Below are 14,419 nucleotides of genomic sequence, written 5' to 3'. Positions count from 1 at the left end.
CGTCCATGCCCTCACATGGACGGGCTGAGCCTCAACCTTAACCATCAAACAGGATATATCACATCCTGATATTCGATCAGTAGCCACCTCCGGGTGGCTTTTTTTATGGGGAGTTATCCGTGCGCGACATACCAGCAGAATTAATTATTGAGAGCGTTGACGCTGGCGTTGGCGCGTTTATCGACCTGTTTGAAGCAGACCTACAGCCTTATGGCGGCGACGTTGTTAGATTCCACTCCGGGACTAACGGCTTCTATACGGACGTAATCTGGAAGGGGCGAGCCTATCCAGCTTACCCGATAGCAGTAGAAGGCTTTGAGATGAAGAACGAAGGGACGTATGCACGGCCAACGATGGCGGTGGCTAACGTTTCTGGTCTGATAACCGGAATTAACAGCGACTTTGACGACATGCTTGGAGTCGTCATTACCCGTCGACAGGTGCCGGTTAAGCATCTTGATGCAGTTAACTTCCTGAACGGTAACCCGGATGCAGACCCTACCAAAGAGGCTGTCTCCCGTTACATCGTGGAGGAGATGACCGAAGAGACATTTGAGCAGGTCACCTACTCCCTTGCGACTCCTGTTGACTGTGATAACGCCATTATCCCGGCGCGTACAATACTGGCTGACGTGTGTCAGTGGGTTTATCGCGGTGAAGGCTGTCGTTATGACGGGCCGCCCGTAGCAGATGAGCGGGATAACCCAACAGCCGATCCGAATCGTGACCGGTGCTCTCACCGTCGCTCTGGTTGCAGAATGCGATTCAAGCGCCCAGAACCAATGCCAATCAGCAGCTTCCCAGGCTCTCAGAAGGTTTCCTGATGCAAGAGTGTATCGACTATGCGGCAACGTCGCAGGATGAAGTGTGCGGGCTGATTATCGACGGCAATCGCCTGTTTCGCTGCCGTAACGCACATCCCGAGCCGCATAACCAGTTCCGCATCAGTGATGATGACTGGCTGGCGGGAGAAGATGAAGGCGAAGTAACTGCAATATTTCACTCGCACCCGGCAGGTGGCTCAGTGCTTTCAGCGAATGACCGTCGAGCACAGCTGGCGACGGGCCTTGAATGGTGGCTAGCAGCTAATGGGCAACTTATGAAGTTCAGACCGGCGCCGCATTTGCTGGGACGTAAGTTTGAGCACGGAACATCTGACTGCTATTCAATCTTCCGGGATGCTTATCACCTGTGCGGGATTGATTTGCCTGACTTCGAGCGCTCAAACGGGTGGTGGCTGCGTGGCGAAAACCTGTATCTGAAAAACCTCGAGGTGAACGGGTTTCACCAGGTTGAGGCGAAAGACACACAGCCAGGCGACATCATCATCCGGGTTCCTTTTCCAGGCTGCGACCCGTGCCACGCGATGATTTATCTGGGCGATGGCATGGTGCTTCACCACGACTGCCAGGGCTATATAAGTCGCCGTGAGCCCTACCGCCTGGCATATATGCGGCAAACACATTCCATCTGGAGGCATCACCAATGCTCATCTTTAGATTTGCGGGGCATCTTCGAAGACATTTCCGCCAAATCTCTCTGAACGTGTCCACTCCCGCGCAGGGGATGAGGCTTCTGATTGCTCAGAGCCCCGGACTGAAAAAAGACCTCATGAATACGAGAGTCAGGCTCCGTCTGGCCGGGGAAGAAGTATCAGACGATTCGATAGGATGGCAGATGGACAGGGAATTGAAGCCGGGTTCGACAGTGCTATTGGTGCCAGTAATTGAGGGCTCCGCAATTGGTGTAGCGGCCTGGGTGCTTATCGCCGTTACGGTCGCTTCGGTTGCTTACTCTGTTTACATGGCAAGAAACATGAAGACAAAGACTTCGGCAGAGGCTGCGCAAACTAACAGCATCACAAATAACTCATTTACCAGTGCTGAAAACCGAATCGGACAGGGGAGGCCAGTGCCAATCCTTCTGGGTGAAATGGTCGTCGGAAGTAACGTGATATCCCTCGGGATAGACACGACCAACAACATGGACTGGCAAGAATCAATTAGCTAGCAAGCCACCTTCGGGTGGCTTTTTTATTTCCGGAGATTGAGATGTCATCAGGCGGCGGCAAAGCTTCAACACCAACACTTCTAAACGACAATCTGCGGTCTAAGCAGTTTTTGAAAGTGCTGGATATCATCAGTGAGGGGCCAATCTACGGGCCGGTAGACCAGAATCACCTTTCATCCTTCCTGTTAAACAAGACTCCAGTAACTAACGTTAATGGCGACACCAATATCAACGGTGTAAGCGTGGCCTGGCGTCCGGGGTCTGAAAGCCAGTCTCCTATTAATGGTTTTTCGGCGATTGAAGCGACCACCATCGTCAACAACGACGTCACCTTTAATACGCCACTAGTGCGAACGGTTTCTGATGTTGATGTGACAAGGGTTCGCCTGAATATCGGTGTGCGAAGCCTTGTTGAGCAAGACTCTAAAGGCAACCAGAAGAACACATCTGTTTCGATGTCCATTGACGTTCGCACTGGTAACAATGCCTTCCAGCCGGTTAAAACGGTGACGATTGGTCCGGGAAAAATCTCAGGAGAATATCTGGAGGCGCATGTCATTGAGGCGCCAGTAACCAAGCCATTCGACATCCGGGTGCGTCGCATTACGCCTGACAGCACCAGTGACCTGTTGAGCAATGGAACGGTATGGAACAGCTACACAGAAATCACAGACGACAATCTGTCATATCCTTTCTCTGCTATTGCCGGGGCTGTGGTAGATCGTGATCAGTACACGGACACGCCGACACGCGCCTATCACCTGCGCGGCCTGATTGTTGATGTTCCTGACAATTACGATCCGATTGCCCGTACATATAATGGCCTGTGGCTTGGCGGCTTCAAGAAGGCATGGACGAATAACCCTGCCTGGCTTTTCAGGGCGCTTGTGACGAACAATCGCTATGGTCTTGCTCGCAGAGCTGGATACATCGATGTTGATGACGGATCACTCTACATCCTTTCTCAGTACTGCGACCAGCTGGTTAATGATGGCTACGGCGGTAAGGAGCCGCGTCATGTTCTCAACGCATACATCACTGAGCAGTCAAGTGCGCGTGACATTCTGGACAAGATAGCCGGTATGTTTCGTGGAGTTGCGCTGTGGGACGGTATGCGCTTAACAGTGATGCTTGACGCACCGCAAGACCCGATAGCAGCCATCAGCAACGCTAACGTAGTGGATGGGAAATTCAGCTATAGCTCGGTGAAGCAATCAGAGCGATACAACGCTGTTGTGGTTTCATGGACTGACCCAAACAACGGCTGGCAGGACGCAAAGGAATACGTATCTGACGACACGCTAATCAGCCAAAGTGGGAAGTACAACGAAACTACCATTGAGGCATTTGGTGCGACATCTCGCGGCCAGGCGTGGCGGGCGGGTAAGTGGTTGCTGGAAACGGCAAAGCGTGAGAACAAGCGCGTAACCTTCCAAATGGCGCGTGATGCTATCGCTTTCACGCCAGGTGACATTGTTGAGGTGATGGATAACAACCACGCTGCAGCGCGTCTCGGTGGTCGCATCATTTCTCATGCTGGTTCTATCATTACCGTCGACGCTGATGTCTCTGAGCTTGCTGGCTCTGGTGATGGCATGTCCATCATGGGAAGCAACGGGAAGTTGGTTAAATATGAAATCGCCAGCGTGTCCGGCGATAAAATAACGCTTCGAAGTGCTCCTGCATGGGTTAAAGACGGCACTGTATTCATCATCTCAACAACAAATGTAAAAACGCGACTGTGGAAAATTCTCGGCGTCGCTGAGACAGAAAATAACTCCGTGTACAGCATCACCGCAGGCCTTCACGACCCTAACAAGCAGGCCGTTGTTGATGAGGGGGCAGTCTTCGAAATACCCAATGATACCGCCAATGGTTATCGCGTTCCGAACATCGAAAATCTTCGCATCATCAACACGAATTCAGAGACTGTTCAGGTTACAACTACGTGGGAAACCGCGACCACAACGCGCAAAATCACCTTCGAGCTGGCCGTGTATACCGAAGATGGGAAGGTTGTATCGCAGTACGAAACAGACCAGTTCCGTTATGAGTTTTATGGCATAGATGCAGGTCGCTACTCGCTGGGTGTGCGTGGCCGTAACGAGAACGGTATGAAAGGGGCGGAAACTCAGGTTAGCCTGGTGATTGGTGCGCCACCTGCGCCATCAAGTGTTATCTGGACTCCTGGTCTTTTCTCGGCTGTTATCGTTCCGGTTATGCGTATAACAGCGACTACTGACACATCATTTGAGTTCTGGTATTCCGGCGAAAACCGCATAGCGAACCCATCACAGATAGAAGATCAGGCTCAGTTCCTTGGTCGTTCGACGCAGTGGACGCTGCAAGGATTACAGGCAGACAAAACCTACTACGCCTATGTCAGGACGAAAAATGCTTTTGGTGTGTCTGATTTTGTTGAGGTTTCTGGCAAGGCATCCTCTGATATACCAGGAATGATTGATCTCATTGATAACGCCATCCGTGATTCCGATGCATTCAAAAATCTGCAGGAAGGGGTTGATACTAACCTTGAAGGGATCATGGAAAACGCGCTGGCAAACCATGGCACCGTTGAGCATCAGTATCAGCAATATGGCGAAGTCCGTGCCGATGTTCTTGTTGTGAAAACAACGGTTGCAGAAGTCGATCATGCTCTGGCTGACCTGTCAGAGTATGTTCAGGCTCAGGTCGGCGACCTTACAGCAGCAGTAAATCAGAAGATGACAGCGGAGGTTAATAGCGACGGAACTGCTAAGGCGAGCTATACACTCAACATGGGGATAGTCAGGAATGGTGTGAAGTACAACACTGGCTTTGGCATGTCTATTGAGCCATCCGGAAGCACATATAAATCAACGGTTGTATTCGCTGCTGACCAGTTTGGAATCTACTCTGGAAGCGATCCTGGAAATTATAAAGCCGCATTCTTTGTATTTAATGGACAAGTGTTTATTAATTCAGCATTTATTCAAAATGGCAGCATTGATAATGCGAAGATTGGTAATTTTATTCAGTCTAATAATTTTGTTGATGGTGTTTCAGGCTGGCGATGGGATAAGAACGGAACCATGCAAAACTTTGGCACTGATGGGGCTGGGGCAATGAAAGAAACAAACGTTACAAAAAGCGTAAGGGATGAAAATGGCAGGCTAAGATGCCAATTCGGTAAAATAACAGGGGTATTTTGATGACATGGGGATTTCAGAGTTGGGATGAGAATGGAAAGCCTAATAACTATGGCATAGTACCAATCACAGTTGTAGGAAGGTTCCCCTTATCTTTTGAGCAGATTTCAGGCGGCGCTTCTTTTTCAGTACCGCAGGGATACAAGCTAGAATACATACAAGCCCCCATATCCACTGGTTTTACTGAAAGGAGAAGAGTGGTAACCATAAATGGTGGCTCAGTTTCAATATCGGAAGGCGAAAGAACAAGCTTTGGAATAGGAACGGAATCGGCACAGGCTGCAATCATTGTGGTTTATTTACGGAGGTTATAATGTCGTGGGGGATGTTATTAACGACGGATGATGGAAATACTTTCATCACAGATGAATCTACTCCAATATCTTTGCTTGGGCGATATTCATCATCAGGAAGTAGAAGCGTAACAATTAATATTACGGTCAACACGGATGATGTTGTTCTCCCTTTCTGCCTATCAACTGGAGATACGTTTTTTTCTTATTCTCTCATAGGGGCATCACTTTCCGTTACTGCGACTTCAAACACTTCTGATGAATCAGCATTCACTTTCACATGTTATGTTTTTACGACCAGGGAGCAACCACTGCCAAGGTGGGGGATGGCGATATGGGATAAGAATGGAAAGTGCATTCTTACCAATGAAACAAGGGTGCTTACCGATATAATAACTATTGGAATAAAGGGAGGCAGCCCTTCCGGATTAACGCTATCAGCCACCAGAGCGGGTAAATGGGCAATACTACCAGAGCTTTCTGGATTCTATATAGGGGTGTACCAACAAAGACCATTCCAGATAGGCGTTGGGTTCGCTGCAAAATACGATGGTTCCAGCACTATTATTCATCCTGTAATGTCTGGTGTGGTTCCACCAGGGAGTCAGCTGGGTACGCCTCTGGATGCAAAAACAATAGTTCGTGCAATAGATATATCAAGGTACGAATAAAAAAGGCCGCCATTAACCGGCGGCACCAGAGCCCAATATCAAGGCTAAATTCTATTACTGGCAGGTAGAGGCTGTGAAATTTGATTTACTTACCCACTTCCAGTTGAAAGGATATCCAACTTTATATTGAGTCTGTCCTGCTGTCTTTCTAACTCCGTAAATCTGAACTGCGGTTTCAGTACCACCGATGTTTGCCTGAGCAGTGCATATTGGCTCTTGTTTCTCAATCAGTCCAGCACATCCTGACAGGTACATCACAGATGAAATAGCAAGCAGCTTGATAACTTTCATATTTAATTCCTTTCATAGAGGTTGTATTAACCACAGACAATCCGCTTGCGCTGATTTTTTTCTATGGCTGGTAAGTTACACGGCATTTAATTTTTGTAAATAATAACCACCCACCTTTTATGGTAGGTATCACTTATATATTTATGCGGGAGAAGTCATGTCTGCAGGAACACTTACGCTCACAAACAATAGCGCAGCAGTAACAGGCGCTGGAACGGCATTCAATACTGAGGTTGCGGCGGGTGATTTTATCGTTGTCACTGTCGGAGGCGTACCGTACACGCTGCCAGTTAAATCAGTTGAGGGCGTCACGGTATTAACACTCGTTAGTGTATACACCGGCCCGACACAATCAGGAGCCGCCTGGTCAGCAGTGCCGCGTGTTGCATTGAATATGGTCACCGCAGCCTTAGTTGCTCAAAGTGCAGAAGCGCTGCGTGGCCTGAACTATGACAAGCAGAACTGGCAGCAGGTATTCAGCGGAACAGGGACAATTACCGTTAAACTTCCTGACGGGAGTACATACACCGGTCCATCACTTAACTATTTTGCTTCATTATTAAAAACGTTCGACAAATATTCTTTTTTATACTCCCCGAAAGGGGGGTACAGGATAGTCCTCGGTGATGATGGATTATTCCAGATACAGGACGGGTGGGGAGTTAATAAACCAATCCCAGTGACGTCAGGCGGTACCGGTGCAACCGATGCGGGACACGCACGCATGAACCTTGGTCTGGGTGATGGCAATTTAGTGACTCATGGAGGACTACGGCTCGATACAAAAGCCAGTGCAGTGCAAAATGGCGGTGTTTTTGAGTCCCGCAGGCTGACCGATGACGGTACTGCTATTGTGTCGATGGCACGCATGTATCATGAAGTGCAAAGTGAAGCGGCAAAAGCGACAATCCACGTAACAAATGGCCGGGAAAAGCATAGATATTTTCAATTTGATGAGAATGGGCTTTTTTCCGGGGTTGATAATATCAATGTTGCAAAACAAATTTCATTCCCTGAATTAAATGATGTAGCGAGACTGGCTTTTGGTGGCGTAGTAGCAGGGGCTTCTGGGGCGATGTCGACCGCTAGAGTTCAGGGTGGGTCGTGGGGTAACTGGCGTAGCATGGGCGCCGGAACAATCATACAGTCGGAGGTAACAGGCGGGGCTTCAACTGTATGGAAATCGGTCGAATGGGGCCGGGATTGGGGCTCTTGCATGAGCACCGTTATTGCAGCGGATAATAACCACGCGACGGCTCTCATTGTGGGTGGCTTCCAGTCAACGTTCTATGCAAACGGCACGGCCCAGGGTAACTGGGTAAGTGCGTCTGACCTGCGTTTAAAAGCCAATCTCAAACGCATAGAAACCCCGCTGGAAAAACTGTCATCCCTGGTCGGTTATACCTATCTCAAGCGCGGAAATTTGGTAGAAGATGAGCACTCCTATTATTCAGAGGAGGCGGGTTTAATCGCACAGGACGTTAACGAGGTGCTGCCCGAGTGCGTGTATGAGTACGGTGAAGAAAAGATGCTTGGCGTTAACTACAATGGCGTGGTCGCGCTACTTGTTAATGGCTTCAATGAACTAGCAGAGACCGTGAAGCGGCAGGGGACCCGGATAGAAGAACTCGAAGCACTGTTAGCAAAAAAATAAATTCTCCCTCCTGCCAGACCCTTAGCCGATCGTGCCTCTTCTACTGTTGATTCCTAAAAATTCCAAAATATACTGTATGCATAAACAGTATTTATTGGGGTGAAATATGCCACGTCGTGATGATATTGAAGGAGCATTTTGGAAGGCTTTGAGGATAGAGGAAAACGGCCGGCGCACGGTCACTACTGCTGACTTTGTGAAAGAGTTGAACAAAGTGAACTGGCGGTGGAGCCTGAAACAAGCGAACGACTGGATTGAGAGCTCTGTTAGCACCTTCAAAGACGTATCGACAGAAGAGGGTGAAGCCAGGACATTTATGGTTTACAACCCTAACGGAGGGCTTTGATCATGGGTTTTCCATCGCCAGCTCAGGACTATGTAGAGAGCCGCATTTCTCTCGACCGCCAGCTAATCAGCAGGCCAGCTGCAACTTACTTCATGCGCGCATCGGAAACATGCCTGCGCGCCGGGATTATCAAAGGGGCTCTGCTGGTTGTCGACACGGCGGCCACGCAGTGTGATGGATCGATTCTTGCCTGCGCAATTGACGGGGAATTTCGTTTGCGCCGGCTGCGGCTCCACCCGCACAAATATCTTGAGCGGCTAGACACTGGCGCCCGGGAAAATCATGGATCAGATGATGAGCCTTTGGACGTGTTTGGCGTTGTGACGTACATCATCAACGATGCCCGACTGGAGGAATTTGACGACAACCCATGCATGTAATTCGTCGGCAGTAATTCCCCCATTTCTCCCCAACAGTTCCCCACGTAAAACTCAGGGACAAAAAACATCCGTAAGAGGCTGGTTTTAAATGATTGTTAATCGTAAAGCCAGCGACCCGCTTTGGCTGATTCAATCATCATACCGATCGTAAATAGCTCAGGATTGTGTCGATCTGATTTCAGGCGCTCGGGTAAAATACAGTTGGGCAGGAAAGGTAAAACTGTCTGAGGAAAATATCTGCGCCAATGAATATTGCTGCAATCAACGTTAAATTTGGCGGAATATTTATCCATCATATCCAGTATATCCTCTGGTACAGTTTGGTGCTTCCCGGTGCTAAGCGATGAGGATACTTCAATGCTGCTATCACCCAGCTCTGTTTTAACAAACTGCAAAACTGCCCTTTCAAGTTCAATCATATCTTGTCTCCTGGGCGAACAATCAGGTTGTAACGCTGAATACTTCTTTTGGCGATAATCATTACATCATATGCAGTGATCGCAACTCCTACCCAAGGGATCCAGCGTCCTATAAGTCCACCCAAGCTTGTTGTTTTTGCCCAACCCCCGCCAACTAATGTTTTCCATGTTGGAGAACGCCAGCGGGAATTAAGTCGATAAGAAATCATTCGTCGGAGATAGAGGGATAAAAAACTGGTTCCCGGCGTTGCGGTAAGCGGCTTTCCGGGAACATGAATGACATTCAATCCACCAAGAATAAAGGCAAATGCAACAATATCGATCCCACCGAGCTGCTTCTCTGCTTCATCTACTGTGATCCAAAAAGCCAATTCCCCGCAAGACAGATTGTGGATCCCTTTAAAGTAATAGCCCTTTATCTGTTCGATAGTATCCATACGTTCAATATCCTAAATGATTATCGTCTCAGTAAGGACATTAATCATAGAAACTGTGGACTTCAACAACCAAGCGCAGTTTCGGAAAGTGGCTTGCTCCCGCTGAATTGTATCATTGACACGATGCTCGTTTCCCTCGCCTGGCTACCGCCATAATCGCCTTTCCTGAACTCTCATACTCAGGAAGAGACAGTACCCGCCATTTACCATTCCAGAACCCAAGAACACAGCAACGATCGCCAGTGGTACCTTTAATCGCAAAGGTACGCATATCAGCAGACGGTACCGGGAGCTTTTCGCCTAGTCGCGGAAAGTAAATCCTGACGCCGGATATGATCATGTTGTCCATGCCAGTTACTCGCTAACAAGCCAGAACTCAGCTTCATCGAACATCTCTTCGACCAGACGACTCAGCTTCTCTTTCTCATTTTTCGTGCAGTCACTGTTAACAGAGCTGGATTCCATCGGTTTAACGCGCACGTCAGCTTCGGGAAAGACGCGATGCACACGCCTCGTCAGCTCAGCCAGGATGATTTCTTTTGCGCCGGGTAAACCCTCTACATTGCGTTTGTCATAGACGAGTTCAACGAACATTTTTAGCCCCTTAATTGCTGTATGTGTATACAGTTTTTGCGGGGTAGGCAACAGTCAACACCATTCTGCAAATCATTTTCTATTCGTTGATTTTACTATGAATTTTATTGACTGATTTTATCTATTTTTATCATGCCTATTTAGATATATTTCATTATAAAACAGCAGGTTGCATTTTAAATCACAACCTATATCTGCGTCATTAATATTGCCCTAGGCCATGAATATGAACTAGGAATATCAAGCAAGTCACACAAACCAGCCGTAAGAGGCTGGTTTTCAGTGTTTATTTGGTCGGCACGAGAGGATTTGAACCTCCGCCCCCCGACACCCCATAATGGATCACTACCGTCTTTAGGGCTGCTATGCGCTGTGGGTTCAACGGGTTAATCAACATCTATTTAAATGTTAGCCGTCGCGCGCTCACGACAATGATTTCACTTGTCGCCAAGTCTCTACGCCCAAGCGTGTCATTGCGTCGAATGCAGCTTGTTTATACTCGCCATACTCTTTGTCATGTATGTTCGTGATTTTTGCTGGCGCTTGCTGAAATACTCTCGGTATGAATCTAAGCACCTGTTGAAGCACATCGTAAAGCTTGGCTTGATCAGGTTTGGCTGTATTCAGCATTACCATGATCATGTTACATTGCTCCATAATCTCAGAAGACATCTCATCAAGTTGCTTCTGTATGATAGCAATGTCACTGTTATCCACAGTACGCTTCGCAAAATTGTACTGCATGTCTAGCTGAGAATATAAGTTCGAAAACCTTTTCCGAATATCTTGTAGCCAACGAAGCCGTTCTGTCGCTACAAGATTCGCCTGCAGGCGCTTGGTTTCTAGTTCCAAATCAGACTTCGCCTTATGCCTGGCAACATAGAGACTAGCAAGTCCGCCGGCCAGCGCACCGAATATCCCGGCAGCCCCAGAGATCAACGCGATAATGGTTGATGTACTCGTGGGCACATTGCCGCTTTGAGTGGGGACAGTAGTTATGTTTGGTGTTGGCGGCATGCTGACTGTCTGAGAAACCGTATTTGATCCGCAGACGAGGCTTATTTCAGGCATAACAGTCTGCGCAGACTTGCGAGGCAGAGTTGGACGAGGAAGCTCACATATGGCCTTTGCTCCAGACCCTTCAGCCCACACAGGCGCAATAGTGAATAACAATGCCGAGAAAGAAAGTATGTGCAGTTTCAATTTCATAGGTTCGCTTGCCGCTCCTTGACACGGCTAACAGTGATTAGATGGAAGGCTGTACTAACACGCTAATAGTGCCTTCCATCTAACTCCGCTATGTCCGATATATAGTGCGGTAAATGGTATTTCAAATCAGTTACATAAACCCCACCCTCATAATCTGAACGTATTCGCTTGAGCTCTTAATGGTTAAATTCTCTTCCCCAAAACTAACAACAACTATAGTAGTTTCAATAAGTTAGCACACGGTTGTTTTGGCGTAAAATCAAACACTGGTAGTTGATAAATTCCATATAAAACATTATTTTACTATGTTTTTATGTATGTAATGCTGCGTCATATGGAATGGTTCGAAGCGGCTGACCTGATCGTTAAGGGTATGGAAGGCGCTATCGAAGCTAAGACCGTAACCTATGACTTCGAGCGTCTGATGGATGGCGCTAAGCTGCTGAAATGTTCAGAGTTTGGCGACGCTATCATTAAACACATGTAATCAGCGCCGCTGGTGATGTGACAACGGGAACCTTAGGGTTCCCGTTTTTTATTGTTCGGTCTTGGATGATGGTTACAACCCCCTGCGCCAAAAGAACCTTGGGGCTGCCTGAATATGAGGCAAGGTGTTTGTTTTAAGATTTTAGCCGATGATTGTAAAAAAATTGCGGGGATAAGTATGAACGGTATTCGGGAAAGGTTAAGCATTGCCGCGGGACAGTTTGCTCCGGTTCGCGGCAATATTGAAGAGAATATGCGCTGTCACGAATTGCTGATTACTTTGGCCGCCTCGGCAGATGTAAACCTGATCATTTTTCCGGAGCTTTCTTTAACGGGTTATGAGCCTGAGCTAGCTGAAAAATTGGCTCTCACCGATGAGTCCTGCCTCCAGGCGCTTCAGGCATTGGCCGACCGCCATGAGATGACCATTGTGGCGGGGGCACCTTTGTATGTGCAGGATAATAAACCGGCCATTGGCGCATGTGTCATTTCTGCCGGGCAGCCAATTTCTTATTATCGAAAAATGTATCTTCACCCCGGAGAGTCTGATTACTTTTCATCCGGCACAGCGGCGTGTGTTATTACGGCCCGCACGTTTAACGTCGGCGTGGCTATATGCGCAGACGCCGGGCAGCCGAGGCATGTAGAACAAACGGTGCAGATGGGCGCTAATATTTATATTAATTCAGTTTTGAGCGCAGGCGGCTATGAGAAAGATACCGATGTGCTTAAAAGCTACGCCAAATATTACGCAATGCCTACGCTAATGGCCAATTACTGCGGCACCTCAGGCGGTTGGAAGCCAGTCGGGAAAAGCGCCGCATGGAATGCAAAAGGCGAACTTATTGCTCAGGCGCCAGAGGATCGTGCCGCCCTGGTCATTATGGATTTCAAGGACGGCGAGTGCGCCGGGAAAGTGATTTGCCTCAGCTGAGAGCAATATATTTACTGCAGTTTTATAGCGTGAAGGATTCACGTCCGCTCTGTGCCAAGAAGCGGACGTTGCCGGCCAGATGCTCTGATTTCATGCTCATGTTATCGGCTTAGCGTCCGATTAATGAAGTAAAGCAGCGTTGTGTGGATGAGGATAAAAGATGAGGGAACTAGCTGAATTAATCGATCAGCAGAGATCTGGCTGGCGTACAGTGAAACAATGGCTGCAAGAAGCAATCAATAACTATGAAGTGCTTCCTTGTAACCCGGCGCAAGCACGCGCTGATTTATATCAGCTTCAGATAACTACTTTCTCTCCGCTTGGTGCTATTGCATATGAAACGGGAGGAATACTCATTGATAATGGTTGGTTGCGGATTTTAGGCTCTGGTCACACCAGACTACCACGAACTCTAGCTTCATGGACGCAGTTGGTAACAGCTGATCTGACATTTCAGGCATTATTAATTGCTGATGATGCATCCGGAGGTTTTTTTGCACTTAACGGGGGAGAATTCGGTAAAGGTCACGGCGGGGTATATTATCTCGCACCGGATACACTCGAATGGGAGAGCCTCAATACCAACTATTCAGGTTTTCTGCATTGGGCGCTTTGTGGCGATTTGAGTTTATTCTACAAAAACCTACGCTGGGCAGGTTGGCGCGAAGAAACGACTTCAATGAATTGTGACGTAGTTTACTCCTTTTATCCCTTTCTCTGGACCGAACCGCAGTTGTCTATCGAGCAGCGTTGGCGGGCTACTGTGCCTGTTGAAGAGCACTGGGCATTATGCCTGGATTTACGAGATCAATTAACCGGCATACAGAGCGAAGATTTTGTTCCTCGCTGATTAAATCAACAAGATATGTGTAATATCTGACAAGCGTCCGCTCCTCGCTCTTAGCAGACCTCGCAACGCTTCAGGCGGTCCGCTTTGTGCCAAGGGTGGACATAGCTAACATCAATCCAGAAGTTCACCATAGAAGAAGTTGTGAATAATTTTATTGGCTTACAGTGTTAAACCACGTCAACATATCATCATGGAGGCTGTTAAATGAGTTGCGATCGGTGTCTGGATCTATGTGTTAAATACGTTATCCGCCAACCTGAACAATTACGTAAAGCAATCCGTATTGCAAAGCATGCGCTCAGCGAAGGGGTTCTGGCCGAAATTGATGCAACGGATGACAGGAATCAATACAACTTTCAAGAGTGTGCTGAAAAGATGATATGGGGCGATATCGTCGATTACCATTTTGTTTGTAGGCACTGTGGAACTAAGTTTGTATTAGGTGCTGAAACTTACCATGGTAGCGGTGGATATTGGTCGCCCGAGAATGAAAAGCCATCGGAAATAATTGACTAACTTCCGCTCCTCGCTCACACCGGACCTTCAGCTTCATTGGCTCGTCCGCCAAGTGCCAGGAGTAGATATAGCTCACTTCTGCTTATGCAGCCCAAATAGGTATTTCACTAGATTCTGTTTGAAATTGCATGAGCCATAAGA

General features: G+C 48.0%; 17 protein-coding genes and 1 pseudogene. 13 read left to right on the top strand and 5 right to left on the bottom strand.

What is annotated here, in order from left to right:
• Positions 1–119: 119 nt before the first annotated feature.
• The 6 genes from A936_RS08880 to A936_RS23445 are packed head-to-tail and all read left to right on the top strand — an operon-like array spanning position 120 to position 6,162.
• On the top strand, positions 120–824 hold the full coding sequence (locus A936_RS08880; RefSeq protein WP_008456773.1) for a phage minor tail protein L: 705 nt from the start codon (positions 120–122) through the stop codon (positions 822–824).
• On the top strand, positions 824–1,543 hold the full coding sequence (locus tag A936_RS08875; protein ID WP_008456770.1) for a C40 family peptidase: 720 nt from the start codon (positions 824–826) through the stop codon (positions 1,541–1,543). The genes A936_RS08880 and A936_RS08875 overlap by 1 nt, the downstream gene beginning before the upstream one ends.
• Positions 1,486–2,010, top strand: coding sequence for a tail assembly protein (locus tag A936_RS23725; protein ID WP_034808377.1), 525 nt, complete (start codon positions 1,486–1,488; stop codon positions 2,008–2,010). Before A936_RS08875 ends, A936_RS23725 begins: the two co-directional genes overlap by 58 nt.
• Positions 2,011–2,051: 41 nt before the next feature.
• Complete coding sequence (locus A936_RS08865) at positions 2,052–5,201, top strand: TipJ family phage tail tip protein (protein ID WP_008456766.1); 3,150 nt, start codon at positions 2,052–2,054, stop codon at positions 5,199–5,201.
• Positions 5,201–5,512, top strand: coding sequence for a hypothetical protein (locus tag A936_RS23450; RefSeq protein WP_071530484.1), 312 nt, complete (start codon positions 5,201–5,203; stop codon positions 5,510–5,512). The genes A936_RS08865 and A936_RS23450 overlap by 1 nt, the downstream gene beginning before the upstream one ends.
• Positions 5,512–6,162 (top strand): hypothetical protein, encoded by a 651-nt coding sequence (locus A936_RS23445; protein ID WP_034808375.1) that lies wholly within the window; start codon positions 5,512–5,514, stop codon positions 6,160–6,162. The genes A936_RS23450 and A936_RS23445 overlap by 1 nt, the downstream gene beginning before the upstream one ends.
• A gap of 54 nt (positions 6,163–6,216) precedes the next feature.
• On the opposite strand, the gene cor is transcribed toward A936_RS23445, so the two are convergent.
• Positions 6,217–6,453 carry a phage exclusion lipoprotein Cor gene (cor, locus tag A936_RS08855; RefSeq protein WP_008456763.1) on the bottom strand — a complete coding sequence of 79 codons (237 nt, stop codon included), beginning with the start codon at positions 6,451–6,453 and terminating at the stop codon, positions 6,217–6,219.
• Between the two features lie 157 nt (positions 6,454–6,610).
• On the opposite strand from cor, the gene A936_RS23640 reads away from it, so the two are divergent.
• From A936_RS23640 to A936_RS08840, 3 genes are all read left to right on the top strand, one after another.
• Positions 6,611–8,107 carry a tail fiber domain-containing protein gene (locus A936_RS23640; protein ID WP_008456762.1) on the top strand — a complete coding sequence of 499 codons (1,497 nt, stop codon included), beginning with the start codon at positions 6,611–6,613 and terminating at the stop codon, positions 8,105–8,107.
• 106 nt (positions 8,108–8,213) lie between these two features.
• Positions 8,214–8,453 carry a hypothetical protein gene (locus tag A936_RS08845; protein WP_008456760.1) on the top strand — a complete coding sequence of 80 codons (240 nt, stop codon included), beginning with the start codon at positions 8,214–8,216 and terminating at the stop codon, positions 8,451–8,453.
• A gap of 2 nt (positions 8,454–8,455) precedes the next feature.
• Positions 8,456–8,833, top strand: coding sequence for a HumD family translesion DNA polymerase (locus A936_RS08840; protein ID WP_008456757.1), 378 nt, complete (start codon positions 8,456–8,458; stop codon positions 8,831–8,833).
• A gap of 95 nt (positions 8,834–8,928) precedes the next feature.
• Here A936_RS08840 and A936_RS08835 read toward each other — a convergent pair whose 3' ends face one another.
• From A936_RS08835 to A936_RS08820, 4 genes are all read right to left on the bottom strand, one after another.
• Positions 8,929–9,252, bottom strand: coding sequence for a DUF1493 family protein (locus A936_RS08835; protein WP_008456755.1), 324 nt, complete (start codon positions 9,250–9,252; stop codon positions 8,929–8,931).
• Positions 9,249–9,689, bottom strand: a complete 441-nt coding sequence (locus A936_RS08830; protein ID WP_008456753.1) for an STM2901 family protein — start codon at positions 9,687–9,689, stop codon at positions 9,249–9,251. Before A936_RS08830 ends, A936_RS08835 begins: the two co-directional genes overlap by 4 nt.
• A 354-nt stretch (positions 9,690–10,043) precedes the next feature.
• Positions 10,044–10,283, bottom strand: a complete 240-nt coding sequence (locus A936_RS08825; RefSeq protein WP_008456751.1) for a DinI-like family protein — start codon at positions 10,281–10,283, stop codon at positions 10,044–10,046.
• A 423-nt stretch (positions 10,284–10,706) separates the two neighbouring features.
• Positions 10,707–11,492, bottom strand: coding sequence for a hypothetical protein (locus A936_RS08820; protein WP_008456749.1), 786 nt, complete (start codon positions 11,490–11,492; stop codon positions 10,707–10,709).
• Between the two features lie 319 nt (positions 11,493–11,811).
• Between A936_RS08820 and A936_RS22710 the strand changes: the two are divergent.
• The 4 genes and pseudogenes from A936_RS22710 to A936_RS08805 form a co-directional block, all read left to right on the top strand.
• A pseudogene (locus A936_RS22710) lies at positions 11,812–11,979 on the top strand (isocitrate/isopropylmalate family dehydrogenase); the annotation flags it as partial.
• 114 nt (positions 11,980–12,093) lie between these two features.
• Positions 12,094–12,912: a carbon-nitrogen hydrolase family protein gene (locus A936_RS08815; protein WP_083845844.1), complete on the top strand. Its 819-nt coding sequence runs from the start codon at positions 12,094–12,096 to the stop codon at positions 12,910–12,912.
• 160 nt (positions 12,913–13,072) lie between these two features.
• A complete protein-coding gene (locus A936_RS08810) occupies positions 13,073–13,762 on the top strand; it encodes a DUF2625 family protein (RefSeq protein WP_008456742.1) in 690 nt (229 codons plus the stop codon).
• Positions 13,763–13,966: 204 nt separating this feature from the next.
• Positions 13,967–14,278 carry a hypothetical protein gene (locus A936_RS08805; protein ID WP_008456740.1) on the top strand — a complete coding sequence of 104 codons (312 nt, stop codon included), beginning with the start codon at positions 13,967–13,969 and terminating at the stop codon, positions 14,276–14,278.
• The last annotated feature ends 141 nt before the right edge of the window (positions 14,279–14,419 follow it).

Origin of the sequence: Enterobacter sp. Ag1 (assembly GCA_000277545.1) — a bacterium.
In the GTDB taxonomy this organism is placed as follows: Bacteria; Pseudomonadota; Gammaproteobacteria; order Enterobacterales; family Enterobacteriaceae; genus Cedecea.
The sequence above is the reverse complement of the archived record's forward strand: the minus strand, read 5'-3'. Positions and strand labels throughout refer to the sequence as shown.